General features: G+C 68.4%; 17 protein-coding genes and 1 pseudogene. 12 read left to right on the plus strand and 6 right to left on the minus strand.

The window, feature by feature from the left end:
* Positions 1 to 153: 153 nt before the first annotated feature.
* From BST15_RS11525 to BST15_RS11550, 6 genes are all read left to right on the plus strand, one after another.
* A complete protein-coding gene (locus BST15_RS11525) occupies positions 154 to 417 on the plus strand; it encodes a hypothetical protein (RefSeq protein ID WP_046188995.1) in 264 nt (87 codons plus the stop codon).
* A gap of 454 nt (positions 418 to 871) precedes the next feature.
* A complete protein-coding gene (locus BST15_RS11530; RefSeq protein WP_046188994.1) occupies positions 872 to 1,912 on the plus strand; it encodes a YncE family protein in 1,041 nt (346 codons plus the stop codon).
* 41 nt (positions 1,913 to 1,953) lie between these two features.
* Entirely contained in the window at positions 1,954 to 3,585 is a 1,632-nt protein-coding gene (locus tag BST15_RS11535; protein WP_046188993.1) for a long-chain fatty acid--CoA ligase, read from the plus strand.
* Positions 3,585 to 4,643 (plus strand): NAD(P)H-dependent amine dehydrogenase family protein, encoded by a 1,059-nt coding sequence (locus tag BST15_RS11540; RefSeq protein WP_046188992.1) that lies wholly within the window; start codon positions 3,585 to 3,587, stop codon positions 4,641 to 4,643. Before BST15_RS11535 ends, BST15_RS11540 begins: the two co-directional genes overlap by 1 nt.
* A gap of 8 nt (positions 4,644 to 4,651) precedes the next feature.
* Positions 4,652 to 5,518 (plus strand): class II glutamine amidotransferase, encoded by an 867-nt coding sequence (locus BST15_RS11545; protein ID WP_046188991.1) that lies wholly within the window; start codon positions 4,652 to 4,654, stop codon positions 5,516 to 5,518.
* Positions 5,519 to 5,523: 5 nt separating this feature from the next.
* On the plus strand, positions 5,524 to 6,354 hold the full coding sequence (locus tag BST15_RS11550) for a patatin-like phospholipase family protein (protein ID WP_046189010.1): 831 nt from the start codon (positions 5,524 to 5,526) through the stop codon (positions 6,352 to 6,354).
* Here the strand turns inward: BST15_RS11550 and BST15_RS11555 are convergent.
* Positions 6,351 to 7,349 (minus strand): patatin-like phospholipase family protein, encoded by a 999-nt coding sequence (locus BST15_RS11555; protein WP_046189009.1) that lies wholly within the window; start codon positions 7,347 to 7,349, stop codon positions 6,351 to 6,353. The genes BST15_RS11550 and BST15_RS11555 overlap by 4 nt on opposite strands.
* Positions 7,350 to 7,614: 265 nt before the next feature.
* Here BST15_RS11555 and BST15_RS11560 point away from each other — a divergent pair, with 265 nt between their 5' ends.
* The gene (locus BST15_RS11560; RefSeq protein WP_046188990.1) at positions 7,615 to 8,169 is read left to right on the plus strand and encodes a cysteine dioxygenase; all 555 of its coding nucleotides are present in this window, start codon (positions 7,615 to 7,617) and stop codon (positions 8,167 to 8,169) included.
* Positions 8,166 to 8,642, plus strand: coding sequence for a rhodanese-like domain-containing protein (locus BST15_RS11565; RefSeq protein ID WP_046188989.1), 477 nt, complete (start codon positions 8,166 to 8,168; stop codon positions 8,640 to 8,642). Before BST15_RS11560 ends, BST15_RS11565 begins: the two co-directional genes overlap by 4 nt.
* Here BST15_RS11565 and BST15_RS11570 read toward each other — a convergent pair.
* Genes BST15_RS11570 through BST15_RS11580 form a run of 3 tightly spaced genes read right to left on the minus strand, consistent with a single transcriptional unit; the run spans position 8,574 to position 12,110 of the window.
* Positions 8,574 to 10,262, minus strand: a complete 1,689-nt coding sequence (locus tag BST15_RS11570; RefSeq protein ID WP_046188988.1) for an alpha/beta hydrolase — start codon at positions 10,260 to 10,262, stop codon at positions 8,574 to 8,576. The genes BST15_RS11565 and BST15_RS11570 overlap by 69 nt on opposite strands.
* Positions 10,263 to 10,273: 11 nt before the next feature.
* Positions 10,274 to 11,047, minus strand: coding sequence for an enoyl-CoA hydratase (locus BST15_RS11575; RefSeq protein WP_046188987.1), 774 nt, complete (start codon positions 11,045 to 11,047; stop codon positions 10,274 to 10,276).
* Positions 11,048 to 11,057: 10 nt separating this feature from the next.
* On the minus strand, positions 11,058 to 12,110 hold the full coding sequence (locus BST15_RS11580) for an enoyl-CoA hydratase/isomerase family protein (RefSeq protein WP_046188986.1): 1,053 nt from the start codon (positions 12,108 to 12,110) through the stop codon (positions 11,058 to 11,060).
* Between the two features lie 157 nt (positions 12,111 to 12,267).
* Between BST15_RS11580 and BST15_RS11585 the strand changes: the two genes are divergently transcribed.
* Positions 12,268 to 13,122: a Bax inhibitor-1/YccA family protein gene (locus tag BST15_RS11585; RefSeq protein WP_046188985.1), complete on the plus strand. Its 855-nt coding sequence runs from the start codon at positions 12,268 to 12,270 to the stop codon at positions 13,120 to 13,122.
* A gap of 111 nt (positions 13,123 to 13,233) precedes the next feature.
* Complete coding sequence (locus tag BST15_RS11590; protein WP_046188984.1) at positions 13,234 to 14,079, plus strand: endonuclease domain-containing protein; 846 nt, start codon at positions 13,234 to 13,236, stop codon at positions 14,077 to 14,079.
* Between the two features lie 67 nt (positions 14,080 to 14,146).
* On the opposite strand, the gene BST15_RS11595 is transcribed toward BST15_RS11590, so the two are convergent.
* Together BST15_RS11595 and BST15_RS11600 are read right to left on the minus strand one after the other, a co-directional pair.
* Positions 14,147 to 15,364 (minus strand): acetyl-CoA C-acetyltransferase, encoded by a 1,218-nt coding sequence (locus BST15_RS11595; protein WP_046188983.1) that lies wholly within the window; start codon positions 15,362 to 15,364, stop codon positions 14,147 to 14,149.
* A gap of 34 nt (positions 15,365 to 15,398) precedes the next feature.
* A complete protein-coding gene (locus tag BST15_RS11600; protein ID WP_046188982.1) occupies positions 15,399 to 16,253 on the minus strand; it encodes an SGNH/GDSL hydrolase family protein in 855 nt (284 codons plus the stop codon).
* 172 nt (positions 16,254 to 16,425) lie between these two features.
* Here BST15_RS11600 and BST15_RS11605 point away from each other — a divergent pair, with 172 nt between their 5' ends.
* Positions 16,426 to 17,478 (plus strand): alpha/beta hydrolase, encoded by a 1,053-nt coding sequence (locus tag BST15_RS11605; RefSeq protein WP_046189008.1) that lies wholly within the window; start codon positions 16,426 to 16,428, stop codon positions 17,476 to 17,478.
* Positions 17,479 to 17,627: 149 nt separating this feature from the next.
* Positions 17,628 to 19,022: pseudogene (locus BST15_RS11610) on the plus strand (cystathionine beta-synthase).
* Positions 19,023 to 19,169 lie beyond the last annotated feature (147 nt).

Genomic DNA, 19,169 nt, shown 5'->3' on the forward strand with positions numbered 1-19,169 from the left:
ACCGTGATTGCTGCGATGGTGCTGATCAGTGCCACTCGCATTGGCTTCATGGGGGTAACGATCGACACCCCTCACTAGACCCCGGAGCGATTTCCGGGAACCGGTTCCACAAAACCGCACGCACTCCGGCTCGCCGGGATACCTTCTATCGCCATGTGGAAACCGATCGTGCTCGCAGTCGTCTCGGCCGCGTCGTGCGTCCTCGCCCCAGCGGCCAACGCTGTATCTAACTCCCAGCGTCACGACCCGCAGTGCGACTCCAACTACTCCGGCGCCTGCGTGCCGATCGCGCGTGACGTCGACCGTGCAGGCGGCAGCGGCAACGGCCCGGCCTATGTCCAGGGGCCCGTCACGGTCGTGGGTACCGACATCTACGACTTGGATCGAAACGGCGACGGCGTGGGGTGCGAATCCTAGGTTCGGCCCCTCACCACCCGCGCCGCCACCGCGTGACCGGCACCTTTACCCGGCGCCTACCCGCCCGTCGTAAAAAATGCAAGACCTGTGTGACGTTCGCGTCTGGAATTGCCTGGTGAGAGTTCTTAATTTCTTATTTTAACGCCAATCACGGCATGCGCAGCGGGTTGCCGTTAGGTGAATATTACCTGCTCATGTCTAAGAGCGCACGTTGCTACGAACCCTTATCCTGCGGTTTTGCGGGCGGTGGCGTGGTGCAGTTGGGATTGGTGTGCGACGTCGATCACAATAATTGGGACATTTTTCGGTTTACCTAGAATTCACCGCTACTATCGACCGAACGCCTACCCCCGGCGTCCTCAATCGGAACCGGGCCGCCCTGCGGCAGCCGTGGTGAGCGTAGGCAGTGACGAGACGAACGTGAGCGATACGAACCGTGGTTGATAGGAGCGATGTGGACGAAGTGCCGGCTTATAGATTGGCCACCTCTGCAGCAGCCCGCCCCTCCCGCACCGTGACGCTGGACCGCGGCCCCATCGGGGGCCTGGCGGTCACCGCGGACGGACGGCGACTGCTGGCCACGAACTTCGGCGACGACACCGTCTCCATCATCGACACCGTCACCTGCCGGGTCGTGAGCACCGTTTTCCAGGCCAACGAGCCGTTCTCCATCGCCGCGGGCCCGGCCGGTACCGGCTTCGTCTATGTCACCGCGGGTTCCACCGCGCTGGATGCGGTGCTGGCCATCGACGTCGACACCGCCGAGATCGCCGGGTGTTACCCGGTGGCCATGGACATCGGTGACCTGGTCACCGACCCGACCAGCAGTCGCGTCTACCTCACCCGGACCGGCTCGGCCGGCGTGGACGTCCTCGCGCTGGACGCGGCTATGCGTCCCGCCCGGTCGGTTGGTGTGTCCGGGCACGTCGGGGCGGCTGCCGCTGGCCTGAGGATCAGCGCGGACGGCCGACGGCTCTACGCCGCGGTCCGCCAGCCCGCCGGCGACACCGTCACCGTGCTGGACCGTGACCTCAACGTTCTCGATTCCCTCACCGTCGGCGCCTCGATCATCGACCTGGCCGTCAGTCCCGACGGTGCACGGCTGTATGTGGCCACCGCCGGTCCCGAAGGCCGCAGCCTGGTGCACGTCATCGACGCCCGCACCCACTCCCTGGCCTACACCCGGGCTATCGAGGCTCCCCTGATCCAGCTGATCGCGGGCCGCGACGGGCAGCGCGTCTACCTGGTGACTCAGGCGGGCGTCCTGGTGGTCTGCGCCCGCACCGGCGAGACCCTGGGCACGCTGACCGGAATCGCCGACCCGTCGTGTGCTGTGGAGAGCCCCGATGGCGGCAAGCTCTACATCGCCGGGTTCAACGGCAAGGTCACCGTCGCCTCCCTGCGCGGCCTGCCGGCGCCGTCGGCGTCCCTGCACGAGCAGCTCGAACTCGACGACGCCGTCACCCGGATCCTGCAGCTCGAAACCGCGGTGTAACCCACGTCTCACCGCTGAGGGCGGCGTGATCGAATAGATCGATGCGCAGCACCATGCAGCACTGGCCGTTGACGGTCGGTGCCATCTTGAATCACGTCACCGCCGTCCACGGTGCCCGCACCGTCACCACCATGGGCGACGACGGCTACCGCGTCACCACCTATCGCGAGCTGGGCCAGCAGGTGGGCCGGCTGGCGAACGCGCTGCGGCGCATCGGCATCACCGGCGACCAGCGGGTAGCCACGTTCATGTGGAACAACACCGAACACCTGGCCGCCTACCTGGCGGTGCCGGCGATGGGCGCGGTGCTGCACACGCTCAACATCCGACTGTTCGCCGAGCAGATCGTCTTCATCGCCAACGAGGCGCAAGACCAGGTGGTGCTGGTGGACGCCTCGCTGATCCCGCTGCTGGCGCCGGTGCTGGGGCAGCTGGACACCGTGCACACCGTGATCGTCGTCGGCGACGGCGACACCGCCCCGCTGGCGGCCGCGGGCAAGACCGTGTTGGACTACGACGCCCTGCTGGCCGCCGAATCCGACGAGTTCGACTGGCCGGTGATCGACGAGAACTCCGCGGCCGCCATGTGCTACACCAGCGGCACCACCGGCAACCCCAAGGGGGTGGTCTACAGCCACCGCTCCAGCTACCTGCACGCCATGGCGGGCTGCACCACCAACGGGACCGCGATCGGTGCCATCGACTGCGTCCTGCCGATCGTGCCGATGTTTCACGCCAACGCCTGGGGGCTGCCGTACTCGGCGCTGATGGCCGGGGCGGACCTGGCGATGCCCGACCGGCATCTGGATGCCGCCTCGCTGGTCGGGCTGATCGAATCGCAACGCGCCACCATCGCCGGCGCGGTACCCACCATCTGGAACGACGTGATGCACTATCTGGAACGCGAACCGGGCCATGATATTTCGTCATTGCGGTTGGTGGCCTGCGGTGGGTCGGCGGTGCCGGTGTCGTTGATGCAGGCTTTTGAGCAGCGCCATGGGGTGCACGTGCGGCAACTGTGGGGCATGACCGAGACCTCGCCCATGGCCACCATGGCCTGGCCGCCGCCGGGCACCCCGGCAGAACAGCACTGGGTGCTGCGGGGCACCCAGGGACGGCCGGTGTGCGGCGTTGAGACCCGCATCGTCGATGACGAAGACCAGGTGCTGCCCAACGATGGCGAGTCGGTCGGCGAGCTGGAAGTGCGTGGCGCCTGGATCACCGGGGCCTACTACCTGGGCCAGGACGAGTCGAAGTTCTCCTCGGGCTGGCTGCGCACCGGCGACGTGGGCCGCATCGACCAGCAGGGCTTCATCACGCTGACCGACAGGGCCAAGGACGTCATCAAGTCCGGTGGGGAGTGGATCTCCTCGGTGGAACTGGAGAACGAGCTGATCGGCCACCCCGATGTGGTGGAGGCGGCTGTGGTCGGGGTTCCCGACGAGCGCTGGCAGGAACGGCCCTTGGCCGTCGTGGTGGCCCGCTCCGGAGCCACCGTCACCGGTGCCGAACTGCGAAACTTCCTGTCGAACAAGGTGGTCCGCTGGTGGCTGCCGGAGCGCTGGACGTTCATCGAGGCGATCCCGCGCACCAGCGTCGGCAAATACGACAAGAAGACCATCCGGGCCCGCTACGCCGAGGGCCACTACCAAGTGAGTGAGGTGCATGACTGATGAGCCTGCGTGTCATCCAATGGGCAACCGGGGGAGTCGGAGTGGCCGCGATCAAGGGCGTGCTCGAGCACCCGGACTTGGAGCTGGTGGGCTGCTGGGTCCACTCGAAGGCCAAGAGCGGCAAGGACGTCGGAGAGATCATCGGCACCGAACCGATCGGGGTGACGGCCACCGACAGTGTCGAGGAGATCCTCGCGCTCGATGCCGACGCCGTGATCTACGCCCCCCTGCTGCCCAACCCCGACGAGGTCGCCACGCTGCTGCGCGCCGGCAAGAACGTCGTCACCCCGGTCGGCTGGTTCTACCCCACCGAGAAGGAGGCCGCACCGCTGGAGGCCGCCGCGCGTGAGGGCAACGTGACCCTGCACGGCGCCGGAATCGGCCCCGGTGCCGCCACCGAACTGTTCCCGCTGCTGCTGTCGGTGATGTCCACCGGCGTGACATTCATTCGCGGCGAAGAGTATTCCGACCTGCGCACCTACGACGCCCCGGACGTGCTGCGCTACGTCATGGGCTTCGGTGGCACACCGGATCAGGCGCTCAGCGGCCCCATGCAGAAGCTGCTCGACGGCGGGTTCCGGCAATCGGTGCGGCTGTGCGTGGACCGGCTCGGATTCGCCGCCGACGAGAACATCCGCTCTTCGCAGGAGGTGGCGGTCGCCACCGCTCCCATCGAGTCGCCGATCGGCACCATCGAGCCCGGACAGGTGGCGGGACGCCGGTTCCACTGGGAAGCCACCGTCGGCGACGAGGTGGTGGCCCGGGTGACCGTCAACTGGTACATGGGTGAGGAAAACCTCGACCCGGCATGGACTTTCGGGCCCGCGGGGGAGCGCTACGAGATGGAGGTGCGGGGCAACCCCGACACCTTCGTCACCGTCAAGGGCTGGCAGCCCGAGACCGTCGAGGCCGGGCTGATCAGCAACCCGGGCATCGTGGCCACCGCGGCGCACTGCGTCAACGCCATCCCGGCGACCTGCGCGGCCGCACCCGGCATCGCCGGATTCTTCGACCTGCCGCCGCTCACCGGCCGGGCCGCGCCGCACCTGGCCCGCTGAGCCCCGCCATGTGCCGACTCTTCGGGCTGCACGCCGGGACCAGCGTCGTGACCTCTACATTCTGGCTGCTCGACGCCGCGGACAGCCTGGCCGAACAGAGCCGGCGCAACCCCGACGGCACGGGCCTGGGTGTGTTCGACGGCTACGGGCAATCGCGGCTGCGTAAACAGCCGATCGCGGCGTGGCAGGACACCGAATTCGCCACCGAGGCGCAGGAACTGACCGGCACCACCTTCGTCGCGCACGTGCGCTATGCCACCACTGGCGCTCGGAGCGTCGTCAACACCCACCCCTTCCTGCAGGACAACCGCATCTTCGCGCACAACGGCGTCGTCGAAGATCTCCCCGCCATCGATCAGCGGCTGCGCGAGGTCGACGCCTACGGTCTGGTGCGAGGCGATACCGATTCCGAACGAGTCTTCGCCCTGATCACCGCCTCGATACGAGCGCGGCGCGGGGACGTGGCGGGAGGCCTGGTCGACGCCGTGCGCTGGCTCGCGGCCAACGTGCCCATCTACGCGCTCAACCTGCTGTTGAGCACCGCCACCGATATGTGGGCGCTACGGTACCCCGAGCCCAACGCGCTCTATATCCTGGACCGACGAGACGGCACAGAACCTGGAGGTTTGACCTTGCGCACCAATCGGATTCGAGCCGATGCTGCCCAGCTGCGCGGTCGGCCCGCGGTGGTTTTCGCCACCGAGCCGATGGACGGTGAGACCCGCTGGGAACCGATCGAGCCGGGTCAGCTGGTGCACGTCGACGCGGGCCTGCGGATCACCCGTCGACTGGTCTTGCCCGAGCCGCCCGCGCGGCAACTGCGACACGAAGATCTGAATCCGGTGGCCGCGGCGGCCCAACACCCGGCGGTGTGAGTCCGATGACCAAGCGTGCCCTGGTGCTCGGCGGCGGTGGGGTGGCCGGCATCGCCTGGGAGACCGGTGTGCTGTGCGGTATCGCCGACGAATCTCCGTCCACCGCACAGAAACTGCTGGAATCGGCGGTGCTGGTGGGGACATCGGCCGGCTCGGCGGTGGCAGCTCAACTCGGCAGTGGAATGAGCCTGCAGGACCTGTTCGCCCGGCAGGTGGCGCAGACGTCATCGGAGGTCGATCCCGGTGTGGGGGCCGACGCGCTGACCGACCTGTTCATGGCGGCCATCACCGAGCCCAACACCACCACCGCCCAGAAGCTGCAGGGTATCGGCGCGGTGGCCCTGGCGGCGCAGACCATGGCCGCGCCGGTGCGCCGGGCGATCATCGCCGACCGCCTGCCGTCCCACGACTGGCCGGACCGGATCCTGCGGATCACCGCGATCGATATCGACACCGGGGAACTGAAGGTCTTCGACCGCGATTCCGGTGTGGAACTCATCGACGCGGTGGCCGCCAGCTGTGCGGTACCGGGCGCCTGGCCTCCGGTGGTGCTGGGCGCGCACCGCTACATGGACGGCGGCGTGCGCAGCACCATCAACCTCGACGTGGCCGCCGACTGCTCCGAAGCGGTGCTGCTGGTGCCCGCCGGCGGCGGGATCGGCGCCGAGGTCAACGCGTTCGAGGGCCGAGTCTGCGCGGTGCTGGCCGATGACGACGCGATCCGCGCCTTCGGCTCCAATCCGCTGGACCCCGCATGCCGGGTGCCCTCGGCGCACGCCGGACGCGAACAGGGCCGCCGGCAGGCCGCCGCAATCAGCGAGTTCTTCTCGGGCTAAAGCGGTCTCGCCGCGTCGAGGGTACGCGCGGCCAGTTCGCGGCCCACGTCGATCAACTCCGCGGCGCGGTGAAAGTCCAGACTGCGGCAGGCCACTCGCGGCACCTCGATCAGCAGGTCGGGCGGGTGCGACGCCAGTTGATGCCGGGCCAGCGCCGCCTGGGCGATGTCGATGGTCCGGTTCATCACCTCGAAACTGCCGAGTTTGGGTACCTCGGGCACGGACTCCTCGCCCTCACCGGACTCGGACTCGCCGCTGCTGAAGCGATCCAGGATCGCGCGCGCCGTAGGCCGGTCCAGCAGCGAGCGGGCCCCGCTGGTGTCCAGCAGTGCAGATGTGCTGCGCCACATGCGGTTCAACCGCCCCGGAGTGACAACCCGTTCGGCGTCCTCGGCGGGCGGGCCGGCAGTGGTCGTTTCACCGCCGTTGAGGCTCACCGCCAGCGTCAGATCGGCGTTGACGGAACTCAACGGAGCCATCGGCAGGGGATCGAGGATCCCGCCGTCGGCCAGCAGCCGCCCGTCGACCACGTGCGGCGCGATCACCCCGGGAATGGCGATCGAGGCCCGGATGGCGGTGTCGATCGGTCCGCGCTGCAGCCACACCGACCGCCCCGCGATCAGATCGGTCGCGACGGCCGTATAGGGAATCGGCAGATCCTCGATGTTGGTGTCGCCCAGGATGTCGCGAACCACATCGAGGATCTTCTCCGCTCGCAGCACCCCCGCGGCGGTGAAGGAGGGATCCAGCAGCCGCAGCACCGCGCCCTGCGTCAACGATTTGGCCCACTCGGCGAAGTCGTCGAGCCGTCCGGCCGCCTCCAGCCCGCCCACCAGCGCACCCATCGACGAACCGGAGATCCCGACGATGTCGAAGCCGCGGTCGCGGAGCTCGGCGATCACCCCGATGTGGGCGTAGCCGCGCGCCCCGCCGCTGCCCAGCACCAGAGCCACCCGCGGCGGACGGGCCGCTCGATGTTCCGCAGCAGAGGTCATGGTGACCATTTTGCGGGTACCACCCTGGTAGTTCTTCGCCTCATCGCGATTTCAACCCCCATATCGCCAGAAAACGCAGCTCATGGCCGATATTTCTGCTGAAGGCGGACCGGACTGACGCGCCGGGGCAAACGATGGCCGGTGCGCGCTCGCCTAGCATGGCCGCTGTGATGGAGTACGTGGCTTTCCAGGGTTGTTGTTGCCGCAGCTGAACGCTGCCGCCGCCCTGTCGTGAATCCACCCCATCCGTTCTGGAGTTCTCACCATGGTTATCGCCGATCCCATCGCGCTGCGCCGCCCGGCCTCCCGGCCGCGCTCACTACCACAGCCCGACCTCCTGCAGACCACCGACCTGGCCGCCGACGCGGTGCTGCAGGGCCGCTACAACCACCTGCTGCCCGCCGCCGGGCTGCCCGACGACCAGCGCTGGTTCGCGCGCATTCACGGCGACGATCGGCTCGACATCTGGCTGATCAGCTGGGTGCCCGGCCACGCCACCGAACTGCACGATCACGGCGATTCGCTGGGCGCGCTCACCGTGCTGTCCGGTTCCCTGGATGAGTTCCACTGGGATGGGCGCCAGCTGGCGCGCAGGCGGCTCGACGCCGGAGACCAGGCCGCCTTCAGCCGGGGCTGGGTGCATGACGTGGTCTGGGCGCCGTCGGCCCCCGAACCCGAGCCGGGCGCGGCGCCGGTCCCTACGCTGAGCGTGCACGCCTACTCGCCGCCTTTGGTGGAAATGTCCTACTACGACGTCGCGCCGGGCAATACTTTGCGCAGGCAGCGCACCGAACTCACCCAGCACCCGGAGGCATCATGAGCGTGACGCAGCTGACCAGCCGCATCGACCACGTCCTGGAGTCTGCGCGGGCCCGGTTGCAGCGTCTGCACGCCGACGAGGTGCCCGCGGCGCTGCGCGGCGGGGCTTACCTGGTCGACATCCGGCCCGCCGCCCAGCGCGCCCAGGAGGGGGAGGTGCCCGGCGCCCTGGTGATCGAGCGCAATGTGCTGGAGTGGCGCTGCGATCCGACCAGCGACGCCCGGCTGCCGCAGGCGGTGAACGACGACGTGCAGTGGATCATCCTGTGCTCGCAGGGCTACACCTCCAGCTTGGCCGCGGCCGCACTACAGGAGCTGGGTCTGCACCGGGCTACCGACGTCATCGGCGGCTACCAGGCCCTGGCCGCCGCCGGTGAGCTGGTGGAGCCCTTCCGGGCGACGGAGCTAGGCATTGGAGTGCAGCAGTGGTCGGAGCCGTTCGGTTTTCTCCGGGGTCCACGTCGCTGGATGTAGGATCGCCGCCCACGCGTTGGCGACGTCGGCCACGTAGCTGTGGCCGTGCCCGGCAGGCACGTCGATCGCCACCGCCATGTCGGCCGAGACCTGCAGGAACGTCACGATCGGAAACCAGCGCACCTGCGGCAGCACGTCATAACCGCGGGGCTCCTTGAGCCAGTCGGGCTTGTGGTACAGCAGATCCGGGTGCCACCACGCGATCGGGTCGGAGGCGTGCTGCAGGTACACCACCTTGGGGGTATCCGGTGCGCCCCAAGGACTGTCGGGCCGCTTCAAGTCATCCGGGCGCGCCACGAACCGCACGGCGCTGCCATCGTGATAGATCGGCAGCCACTGCGGTGACCCGGGATCGCGGTTGAGGGTCAGGTCGGTCCAGATGGTGTTCTGGAACGTCGGCCCGGAGAACAACGCACCGTCGGTGCGTGCCAGCACATTGTTGAGGCTCATGAAGGACGCCTCGCCGCCGAACGAGCCCAGGCTCTCGCCGAACACCACCACCTTGGGGCGCTTGGCCTCCGGCAGCGCCCGCACCCGTTTGTCGACCGCCTCGAACAGGGCGACGCCCGCCTGGCGGGCGTTCTCCTTGTCGACCAGGAACGACAACCAGCTGGGCAGGAACGAATACTGCATGCTCACGATCGCGGTGTTGCCGTTGAACATGTATTCCAGCGAGGAGGCCTCGGCCTCGTTGATCCAGCCGGTGCCGGTGGTGGTGGCCACCGCAACCACGGCGCGGTTCAGTCCACCGGTACGAGCCAACTCGGCCGCCGCCAGCTCCGCCGTCGCCTTGATGCCGTCCGCGGAATTCAGGCCGGCGTAGGCGCGGATCGGCTCGGTGGCCGGTGCGCCGTTGAACTCGCTGAGCTGCGCCAGGCTGGGGCCACCTGCCACGAAGATGCGGCCCTGATGGCCCAGGGACTCCCAGGAGGCCAGCGACTCGGGTCCACCGGAACGCAGCCGGGTCGACGGGGCGGCCCGGTCGGGGCTGGCCTCATCGTTGATCGAGCTGAACGTGCTGTTCATGATGTGCATGGCTTGCTTGAGCACCACACCGTTGAGCACCGCCACAGCCAGCGTCAGCAGCAACGACACCGCAACCACAGCCGAAACCCGCGGCGGGGCAACGCGTTCGAGCTGGTGCACCAGAAACTTGAGCACTAGCCGGATCATCTGGCCGATCTCGACCAGAATGAACAGGGTCACCACCGCGATGGCCCCGGCCTGCGGGTAGTTGTACCAAACCAGCCTCGGCACACCCATGAGGTCGCGCATCTGGTCCTGCCACCCGTGGATGGTCCACACCACCCAGAGGTGGATGACGACCGCGATCGGGATCAGCACGCGCCAGGCCCAGCGCGGGGCCGGCGGGCTGGTGTCTTCCGAGCGCATGTAGCGCACCAGCCAGACCGAGAACACCCCCAGCGCATAGCCGATCGCGCCCGAGCCGCCACTGACCAAGCCCTGGAACAGCGGACCCCGCGGCAGCAGCGACGGCGTCAGCGACAGCCACAGGAACACCAGGCCCACCGCGGTTCCGGTGAACGTGTAATGCCGAACCCACCAGGGCTCATGGGCCGCCGGTGGCGCGGGCGCGGTGGTTGCGGTGGGGGTGCTCATCGCCGGTCAGCTCAGCGGTGGGTGAAGTTGGGGGGACGCTTCTCGGTGAAGGCGGCCATGCCCTCGGTCTGGTCATCGGTGGCGAACGCCGAGTGGAACAGCCTGCGCTCGTAGAGCAGCCCTTCGGCCAGGGTGGATTCGAAGGCCCGGTTGACGGCTTCCTTGGCCATGCGGGCCGCCGACAGGCTCATTCCGGCGATGGTGGCGGCCACCTTGCCGGCCTCGGTAAGCAGGTCATCGGCGGGCACCACGCGCGAGACCAGGCCGGAGCGCTCGGCTTCGGCGGCGTCGATGGTGCGGCCGGTCAGGATCAGGTCCATGGCCTTGGCCTTGCCGATCGCCCGGGTCAGCCGTTGTGAGCCGCCCATGCCGGGCAGCACACCCAGCTTGATCTCGGGCTGACCGAACTTGGCGGTATCGGCGGCAATCAGCAGATCGCACATCATCGCCAGTTCGCAGCCGCCGCCCAAGGCGTGTCCGGCCACCGCGGCGATGGTCGGGGTGCGCACCGCGGCCAGCTTGGACCAGGCGGCGAAGAAGTCCGCGGCGAACACCTCGGCGAAGCTGAGGTCGGCCATCTCTTTGATGTCGGCTCCGGCGGCGAATGCCTTGGCGCTGCCGGTGATGATGATCGCGCCGATCCCGGGGTCGGCGTCGAATTCGGCTGCGGCGGTGGTGACTTCGTTCATCACCTGACTGTTGAGGGCGTTGAGGGCTTGTGGCCGGTTCAACGTGATGGTGCCGACGCGGCCGTCGCGGTCGACGAGGATGGTCTCGTAGCTCATGGTGACTCCTTTAGAAGGTCAGGTCGGGATCGGCGGGGACGAAGTAGCTGTCGATGTCGGCGGGGCTCACCTGGGCCAGCGTGGCCGGTGACCACTGCGGATTGCGGTCCTTGTCGACCAACTGGGCGCGGATGCCCTCCACCAGGTCATGGGTGCGCAGCGACGCGCACGACACCCGGTACTCCTGAATGAGGACCTCTTCCAGCGTGGCCAGGCGCCCGGCCCGGCGCACCGCCTCCAACGTCGCCGCGCAGGCGACCGGGGAGCGGGTGCCGATCAGTGCGGCCGCGGCGTTGGCGTCGGGGTCGGCGTGGCCCGCCAGGGCGTCCGTGATCTGCGCGACGGTGTCATGGGCATAGCACTCGTCGATCCAGTCGCGTTGTGCGGCAAGCCGACTCGGGGGCGGCTCAACGGCGTATGCCGCCAGCGCACTGTCCACTCCGTCGGCGATGATCGCCGCGGTGAAGGCCTCCAGCGCTGCATGTGGCACGTAGTGGTCGGCGAAACCCAAGGCGATGGCGTCCGGCCCGGAGAACGGTGCGCCGGTCAGTGCTGCGTGCACACCGAGCCGCCCGGGTGCACGTGAGAGCAGATAGGTGCCGCCGACATCGGGGATGAAGCCGATACCCACCTCGGGCATCGCCATCTTGGTGGTGTCGGTGACCACCCGGGTGTTGGCGTGCGCCCCGACCCCGACGCCGCCGCCCATCACGATGCCGTCCATCAACGACACGAAGGGCTTTGCGAACCCGCCGATCTGCGCGTTCAGCCGGTACTCGTCGTAGAAGAATCGGCGCGCGTCGGCGCCGTCGGCCTTGGCACTGTGATAGATCGCGACCACGTCACCGCCGGCGCACAGGCCGCGCTCGCCGGCCCCGGCCAGCACCACCGCCGTCACCGCGGGGTCGTCGGCCCAGGAGGAAAGCGCCTCGGACAACGCCGTCACCATCGGCAGGTTCAGCGAGTTGATCGCCTTCGGACGGTTCAGCGTCAAGACGCCGACGCCGTTATCGACACGGGCCAGGACGTCGGGGTTCGCCGCGCCGTCAGATTCGCCTGTCACGCCTTCGCAATGTAGATCCCTAGGCGCGGCCCGTGGTCCGCGGGTAAGGTTTGGGCTGCAAACGGCCCGAACCCCGTCGGGAACTCAGGCGGTCCGGGAAACGTTGATTCAGTGTTCGTAAGCCTTCGCTTCACAGCCCTAGGAGAGGATCGGGACGGTGCGGGAGACCAGCAACCCGGTATTTCGTTCGTTGCCCAAGCAGCAGGGCGGCTACGCGCAGTTCGGAACCGGCATGGCCGGTACCGCTCAGCAGGTGGGCCAGACCTACCAGGCCGACCCGTCTTTGGCGCAGTATCAGCAGCGCGAGGTCACTCGCCCGCTGACCATCGATGACGTCGTCACCAAGACCGGCATCACCCTGGGGGTGCTGAGCCTCTCGGCGATCGTCTCCTTCTTCCTGGTGGCCTCCAACCAGGCGCTGGCCGGGCCACTGACCTTCATCGGCGCCTTCGGCGGTCTGGGCCTGGTCCTGCTCGCCACGTTGGGCCGCAAGCAGGACAACAAGGCCGTGGTGCTCAGCTACGCGGTGCTCGAGGGCCTGTTCCTGGGCGCCATCTCCTTCGTGCTGACGGCGGTCACGGTCGGGACCAGTAACGCCGGCTCCCTGATCGGCCAGGCCGTGCTGGGCACCTTCGGGGTGTTCGGCGGCATGCTGGTGGTCTACAAGACCGGCGCCATCCGGGTCACCCCGAAGTTCACCCGCATGCTCGTCGCGGCCATGTTCGGTGTGCTGGCGCTGATGATCGGCAACCTGGTGCTGGGCATGTTCGGGGTCGGTGACGGTGCGGGCATGGGCCTGCGCAGCGGCGGCACGCTGTCCATCATCTTCTCGCTGGTGTGCATCGGCATCGCGGCGTTCAGCTTCCTGATCGACTTCGACGCCGCCGACCAGATGATCCGGGCCGGCGCGCCCGAGAAGGCCGCCTGGGGCATCGCCCTGGGCCTGACCGTCACCCTGGTCTGGCTGTACCTGGAGATCCTGCGGCTGCTCAGCTACTTCCAGAGCGAGTGACCCGCTAGCTTTTCCCGTTGACTCTGCGCTGACCAGGCAAGCTACTCGCACTTTTGCCTGGTACGCGCAGAGTCAATTTTTTGTGTCGGTGGCCCCGGGCAGCATGCCGCCATGGGGCAGCCATTCATCGGTAGTGAGGCACTGGCAGCCGGGGTGGTCACCTGGCACGAGCTGGAGAAACACCACACCGCAGTCCTGCCGAACGTGTATCTGGAAAAGTACGTCCAGCCCACGCTCCGGCGCCGGACGCAGGCCGCTTGGCTGTGGTCACATCGCCAAGCAGTGGTCTCCGGCCTGGCGGCATCCGCCTTGCACGGGGCGAAGTGGATCGACGACGACGCGACCGTCGAACTGATCTGGCGCAACGCGCGCGCCCCGCACGGCGTCAAGACCCGCGCCGACCTCATCCTGGACGGCGAATCCCAGCACCTCGCGGGCGTCGTCGCCACCACCCCCGAGCGCACCGCCTTCGACCTGGGCCGCCGCGGCCCGTTGCGTCAGGCGGTGGCCAGATTGGATGCGCTGGCCAACGCGACGCATGTCAAGGTCGAGGACGTGGCTGCCCTGGCGGCGCGGCATCGTCATACTCGGGGGCTGCGCCAGCTGGAAGCCGCGCTGTACCTCGTCGACGCCGGCGCGCAGTCACCGAAGGAGACCTGGCTGCGGCTGCTGCTCAGCGATGCCGGATTTCCCCGGCCGCAGACCCAGATCCCGGTCCCCGGCGAGGATGGCTATCCGCGCTACTTCCTCGACATGGGGTGGGAGGACATCAGGCTCGCGGTCGAATACGACGGCGACCAGCACCGCACCAGTCGAACGCAGTTCGTCAGGGACGTCGAGCGTCTGGAATACCTTCGGCAGGCGGGGTGGACGCACATCACGGTGCTGAACGAACACCGGGGCTACGACGTGGTCCGCCGCGTCCGCCACGCTTGGGATGCCCTGAAACGCCGTTGACTCTGCGCTGACCAGGCGGATCACTCACACTTCTGCCTGGTAGGCGCAGAGTCAACGGCAAAGGAACTTAGGAGAGACGCTCCACGACCATGGCCATGCCCTGGCCGCCGCCCACACACATGGTCTCCACGCCGAACTGCTTGTCGTGGGTGGCAAGGTTGTTCAGCAGGGTGGCGGTGATCCGGGCGCCAGTCATACCGAACGGGTGGCCCAGGGCGATCGCCCCGCCCGACACGTTCAGCTTGTCCTCGTCGATGCCCAGCTCGCGGGCCGAGCCCAGCACCTGCACCGCGAACGCCTCGTTGATCTCGAACAGGTCGATGTCCGACACCGACAACTTGGCGTTGGCCAGCGCCTTCTTGACCGCCTCGATCGGGCCCAGGCCCATGATCTCCGGCGACAGGCCCGACACCCCGGTCGACACGATCCGGGCCAACGGCTTGAGGCCCAGCTCCTTGGCCTTGGTGTCGCTGGTGATGATCACCGCGGCCGCACCGTCGTTCAGCGGGCAGGCGTTGCCGGCGGTGATCGTGCCGTTGGGCCGGAACACCGGCTTGAGCTGGCTGATCTTCTCGTAGGTGGTGCCGGCGCGCGGGCCGTCGTCGGTGCTCACCACGGTGCCGTCGGGCAGGGTGACCGGCGAGATCTCGCGAGCGAAGAAGCCGCTGTTGATGGCCTCCTCGGCGCGGTTCTGGCTGCGCACGCCCCAGTGGTCCTGGTCCTCACGGCTGATCCCGGTGTGCAGCACCACGTTCTCGGCGGTCTGGCCCATCGCGATGTACACGTCGGGCAGCAGGCCGTCGCCGCGCGGGTCGTGCCACTCGGTGGCGCCGGCCGCGGCGGCCTCGGAGCGGGCCTGAGCGTCGGCGAACAGCGGGTTCTTGCTGTTGGGGGCGCCGTCGGCGGCACCGATACCGAACTGCGAGACGGTCTCCACGCCGGCGGAGATGAACGCGTCGCCCTCGCCGGCCTTGATCGCGTGGAACGCCATCCGGGTGGTCTGCAGCGACGACGAGCAGTACCGGTTCACCGTGGTGCCGGGCAGGAAGTCGTAGCCGAGCAGCACCGAGACCACACGACCGATGTTGTAGCCAGAGGCGCCGCCGGGCTGGCCGCAGCCCATCATCAGGTCGTCGATCTCGCGGGGGTCCAGCGCAGGCACCTTGTCCAGGGCGGCGCGCACCATCTGGGCGGCCAGGTCGTCGGGCCGCATGGTGACCAGGGACCCCTTGCCGGCCCGGCCGATCGGCGAACGCGCAGTTGAGACGATGACAGCTTCAGGCACTTCTGACTCCTCTAATCGGGTTCTAGAGGCGAATCTAGCCCGACGGAGCCCCCACGCGGGAATCGGGCCGCTCCAGCGCGGCACACAGGGCGGGGATCACTTGGGTGGCTGCCAGCGCGTAGCCGGCGGCTGAGGGATGGTACTGATCCTGGGCGAACAGCAGCTCGCGTGCGTGCTGGAACTCCCGGGATCGGAAGTCGGCGAAGGGGACGGTGATTCCGCCGGCGGCCTTGACCGCACGGGCCTGGGCTTTGGCCAGCCGACGTGCCCGGGTGTGGGCCACCCAGCGCAGCGGCTGGGGGATCGCACTGACCGCACCCAGGTCGGGGCAGGTGGTCACGATCACCGCCGCACCGCTGGCATGCAGACGCTTGACCACCGAGTGCAGCCGCTGCGCCGAACACGCGATGCCGTGCAGGGCGGTGACGTCGTTGGCCCCGATCATGATCACCGCCGCGTCCGGTGGCGGACCCGCGACGAACATCGCATCGACCTGGCCGGCCAGCCCCTTGGTGGTGGCACCCACAATCGCCTTGGTGCTCAAGCGAATCCGCTGGCCGGTGCGCTGTGCCAGCGAGGTGGCGATCAATGCGCCCGGCACCTGCTCGGCGGACAGGCAGCCATAGCCCGTGGCGGTCGAGTCGCCGAAGATCATCAGGTGCAGATCCACGCTCATGCCGCGTTGATAACGCTGCACCGGTTCACCGTCGGCGGTGTAGACGCCGTCGGCGCGGGGCGGAATGGCGCACGCCTTGGGGATGGTCTGCCGCGCCCGGTCGGCCTGTCCGGCCAGGAGATTGCGCACCCCGAGATAGAGAGTGCCGCTGGAGGCGACCATGCCGGCGGTGAGCAGCGTGACCGCTGACCGTCGCGTCGCATGGATCGCCATGGGGCAATTCTAGGGATCTGATTCCCGCCCGCAGCAAACAGAAATGGTCACGAAGCGGACCCAATGCAGTATCGGAACGAATCCTAAGATTTCTTCTCAAATTTTCGCGTGTGACGATAACTGGTACCGCGTTGGCAGTGCCGGCCCGGGCCGGCTGGAGGGAGTGTCCATCATGACCGCACCCAGCGTAATTCCCAGTTCGCCGCGTGCCGGCGTCCACCTTTACCCCTCTTCGCGGCCCCGCCGCCACGGCCGCCACGACGGGCTGCCGCTCGAGGTGTTCGAGGAGTCGCCCAGCATGGAAGGGCGGCTCGCGTGGCTGGCCGCCCGGGCCACCATCCGGCCGGTTCTCTCGGTCGGCAGCTACCTGCCGCGCATGCCGTGGCCGTTCGGACTGCTCGACTTCGCCGCCAAGGCGGTGCTGCCCGCGCCGGGCACCATCCGCGCCACCATCCGGCTGCCACGCTGCAAGGCCCAGCTGGTGCGTGCCGCCGGCGTGATGCCGGCCGACGGCACCCGCCGGGTGGTGCTCTATATGCACGGTGGGGCGTTCCTCACCTGCGGCGCCAACACGCACGGCCGGCTGGTCACCAAGTTGTCCAAGTACGCCGACAGTCCGGTGCTGGTGGTGGAGTACCGGATGATCCCCAAGCACTCGATCGCCGACGCGATCGACGACTGCTACGACGGCTACCGCTGGCTGCGCCGCCAGGGCTATCAGCCCGATCAGATCGTGCTGGCCGGCGACTCGGCGGGCGGCTACCTGTCCTTGGCGCTGGCCGAGCGACTGTTGGAAGAAGGCGACGACGAGGCGCCGGCCGCGATCGTCGCGATGTCACCGCTGCTGGAGATCGCCAAGGAGGCCAAGAAGGCGCATCCCAACATCCACACCGGTGCCGAGTTCCCGCCCAAGGCATTTGACGCCTTCGTCGAACTCATCGAGGCGGCGGCCCGGCGGGATCGCGTCCACGGCGGTGAAGTCCTCGAACCGCTGCGCCACGTGCGGCCCGGACTTCCGCGCACCCTGATTCACGTCTCCGGCTCCGAGGTGCTGCTGCACGACGCCCGGCTGGGCGCCAAGGTGCTGGCCGCCGCGGGGGTCCCGGTGGAGCTGCGGGTCTGGCCCGGCCAGATCCACGTCTTCCAGATCGCCGCGCCATTCGTCCCCGAGGCCACGCGATCGTTGCGGCAGATCGGCGAATATATCCGCGAAGCCACCGGCTGAGTCGCTCGGGCATAGCGGCGGGCCCAGCTTCGGCTCTCCTTCGTCGAGCCTCGCTGACCCGCCGTGTCTATGGGGCGGGCCCAGCTTCGGCTCTCCTTCGTCGAGCCTCGCTGACCCGCCCGGACAAATAACCTGACACCATGGCAGGCATGCGGATAGCGCGCCACATCAGTGACCTCATCGGTAATACCCCGCTGGTCGAGTTGACGTCGATCGTCCCGGCCGGCGCGGGGCGGGTGGTGGCCAAGGTCGAATACCTCAATCCCGGTGCCAGCTCCAAAGACCGCATCGCGGTGAAGATGATCGACGCGGCCGAGGCCAGTGGGGCACTCAAGCCCGGCGGCACCATCGTCGAGCCGACTTCGGGCAACACCGGGGTGGGCCTGGCGCTGGTGGCTCAGCGGCGCGGGTACAAGTGCGTGTTCGTCTGCCCGGACAAGGTCAGCGAAGACAAGCAGAACGTGTTGCGGGCCTACGGTGCCGAAGTGGTGGTGTGCCCGACGGCGGTGCCCCCGGATGACCCGGCCAGCTATTACAGCGTGTCCAACCGGCTGGTCCAGGAGATCGAGGGCGCGTGAAAGCCCGACCAGTACTCCAACCCGGCGGGCCCCGAGAGTCACTACGAGACCACCGGCCCGGAGATCTGGGCCGACACCGACGGCCAGGTGACCCACTTCGTCGCCGGGATCGGGACCGGCGGCACCATCACCGGCACCGGCCGCTACCTCAAAGAGGTGTCCGAGGGCCGGGTGCAGATCATCGGCGCCGACCCCGAGGGTTCGGTGTACTCCGGTGGCACCGGCCGGCCCTACCTGGTTGAAGGCGTCGGCGAGGATTTCTGGCCCGACGCCTACGACCCGAGCATTCCCGACGGGATCATCGCGGTATCGGACGCGGACTCCTTCGACATGACCCGACGCCTGGCCCGGGAGGAGGCGCTGCTGGTCGGCGGCTCCTGCGGGATGGCCGTGGTGGCGGCGGTGGAGACCGCGGTCAAGGCCGGTCCCGACGCGCTGGTGGTGGTGCTGCTGCCCGACGGCGGGCGGGGCTACATGTCCAAGCTGTTCAACGACGCCTGGATGTCCTCGTACGGATTCCTGCGGTCACGGCTGGACGGTTCCACGGTCCAAGCCACCGTCGCCGACGTGCTGCGGGCCAAGTCGGGGGTGCTGCCGGATCTGGTGCACACCCACCCGGCGGAGACGGTGCGCGACGCCATCGGGATCCTGCGGGAGTACGGGGTGTCGCAGATGCCCGTCGTCGGCGCCGAGCCGCCGGTGATGGCCGGCGAGGTGGCCGGCAGTGTCTCCGAGCGGGAGTTGCTTTCGGCGGTGTTCGAGGGTCGCGCGAAGCTCGCCGACGCGGTGTCGCTGCACATGGGACCGCCGCTGCCACTGATCGGTTCCGGCGAGGTCGTCGGGGTGGCCGCCACCACGTTGGCCGAGGTGGATGCGGTGATGGTGGTGGAAGACGGCAAACCGGTGGGCGTCATCACCCGCCATGACCTATTGGGCTTCTTGTCCGACGGGCCACGCCGTCGATAACGGCGTTGACGTCCCTGTCCTGCGGTAGCGTTTGCACCGTTCACCGACACGATCCGAAAGGGTGGAGATGACCGACTATCCGCCGTCCCAGCCCGGCAGCTACCCGCCCCCGTCCGGTGATTACCCGCCGCAGGGCAGCTACCCGCC

Origin of the sequence: Mycolicibacter arupensis (assembly GCF_002086515.1) — a bacterium.
In the GTDB taxonomy this organism is placed as follows: domain Bacteria; phylum Actinomycetota; class Actinomycetes; order Mycobacteriales; family Mycobacteriaceae; genus Mycobacterium; species Mycobacterium arupense.

Excerpts from the sequence above, each read along its gene's own strand:
- BST15_RS11525 (WP_046188995.1), top strand. The coding sequence starts at position 154 with ATGTGGAAACCGATCGTGCTCGCAGTCGTCTCGGCCGCGTCGTGCGTC.
- BST15_RS11535 (WP_046188993.1), top strand. The coding sequence starts at position 1,954 with ATGCGCAGCACCATGCAGCACTGGCCGTTGACGGTCGGTGCCATCTTG.
- BST15_RS11540 (WP_046188992.1), top strand. The coding sequence starts at position 3,585 with ATGAGCCTGCGTGTCATCCAATGGGCAACCGGGGGAGTCGGAGTGGCC.
- BST15_RS11545 (WP_046188991.1), top strand. The coding sequence starts at position 4,652 with ATGTGCCGACTCTTCGGGCTGCACGCCGGGACCAGCGTCGTGACCTCT.
- BST15_RS11550 (WP_046189010.1), top strand. The coding sequence starts at position 5,524 with ATGACCAAGCGTGCCCTGGTGCTCGGCGGCGGTGGGGTGGCCGGCATC.
- BST15_RS11555 (WP_046189009.1), bottom strand. The coding sequence starts at position 7,349 with ATGACCTCTGCTGCGGAACATCGAGCGGCCCGTCCGCCGCGGGTGGCT.
- BST15_RS11560 (WP_046188990.1), top strand. The coding sequence starts at position 7,615 with ATGGTTATCGCCGATCCCATCGCGCTGCGCCGCCCGGCCTCCCGGCCG.
- BST15_RS11565 (WP_046188989.1), top strand. The coding sequence starts at position 8,166 with ATGAGCGTGACGCAGCTGACCAGCCGCATCGACCACGTCCTGGAGTCT.
- BST15_RS11570 (WP_046188988.1), bottom strand. The coding sequence starts at position 10,262 with ATGAGCACCCCCACCGCAACCACCGCGCCCGCGCCACCGGCGGCCCAT.
- BST15_RS11575 (WP_046188987.1), bottom strand. The coding sequence starts at position 11,047 with ATGAGCTACGAGACCATCCTCGTCGACCGCGACGGCCGCGTCGGCACC.
- BST15_RS11590 (WP_046188984.1), top strand. The coding sequence starts at position 13,234 with ATGGGGCAGCCATTCATCGGTAGTGAGGCACTGGCAGCCGGGGTGGTC.
- BST15_RS11600 (WP_046188982.1), bottom strand. The coding sequence starts at position 16,253 with ATGGCGATCCATGCGACGCGACGGTCAGCGGTCACGCTGCTCACCGCC.
- BST15_RS11605 (WP_046189008.1), top strand. The coding sequence starts at position 16,426 with ATGACCGCACCCAGCGTAATTCCCAGTTCGCCGCGTGCCGGCGTCCAC.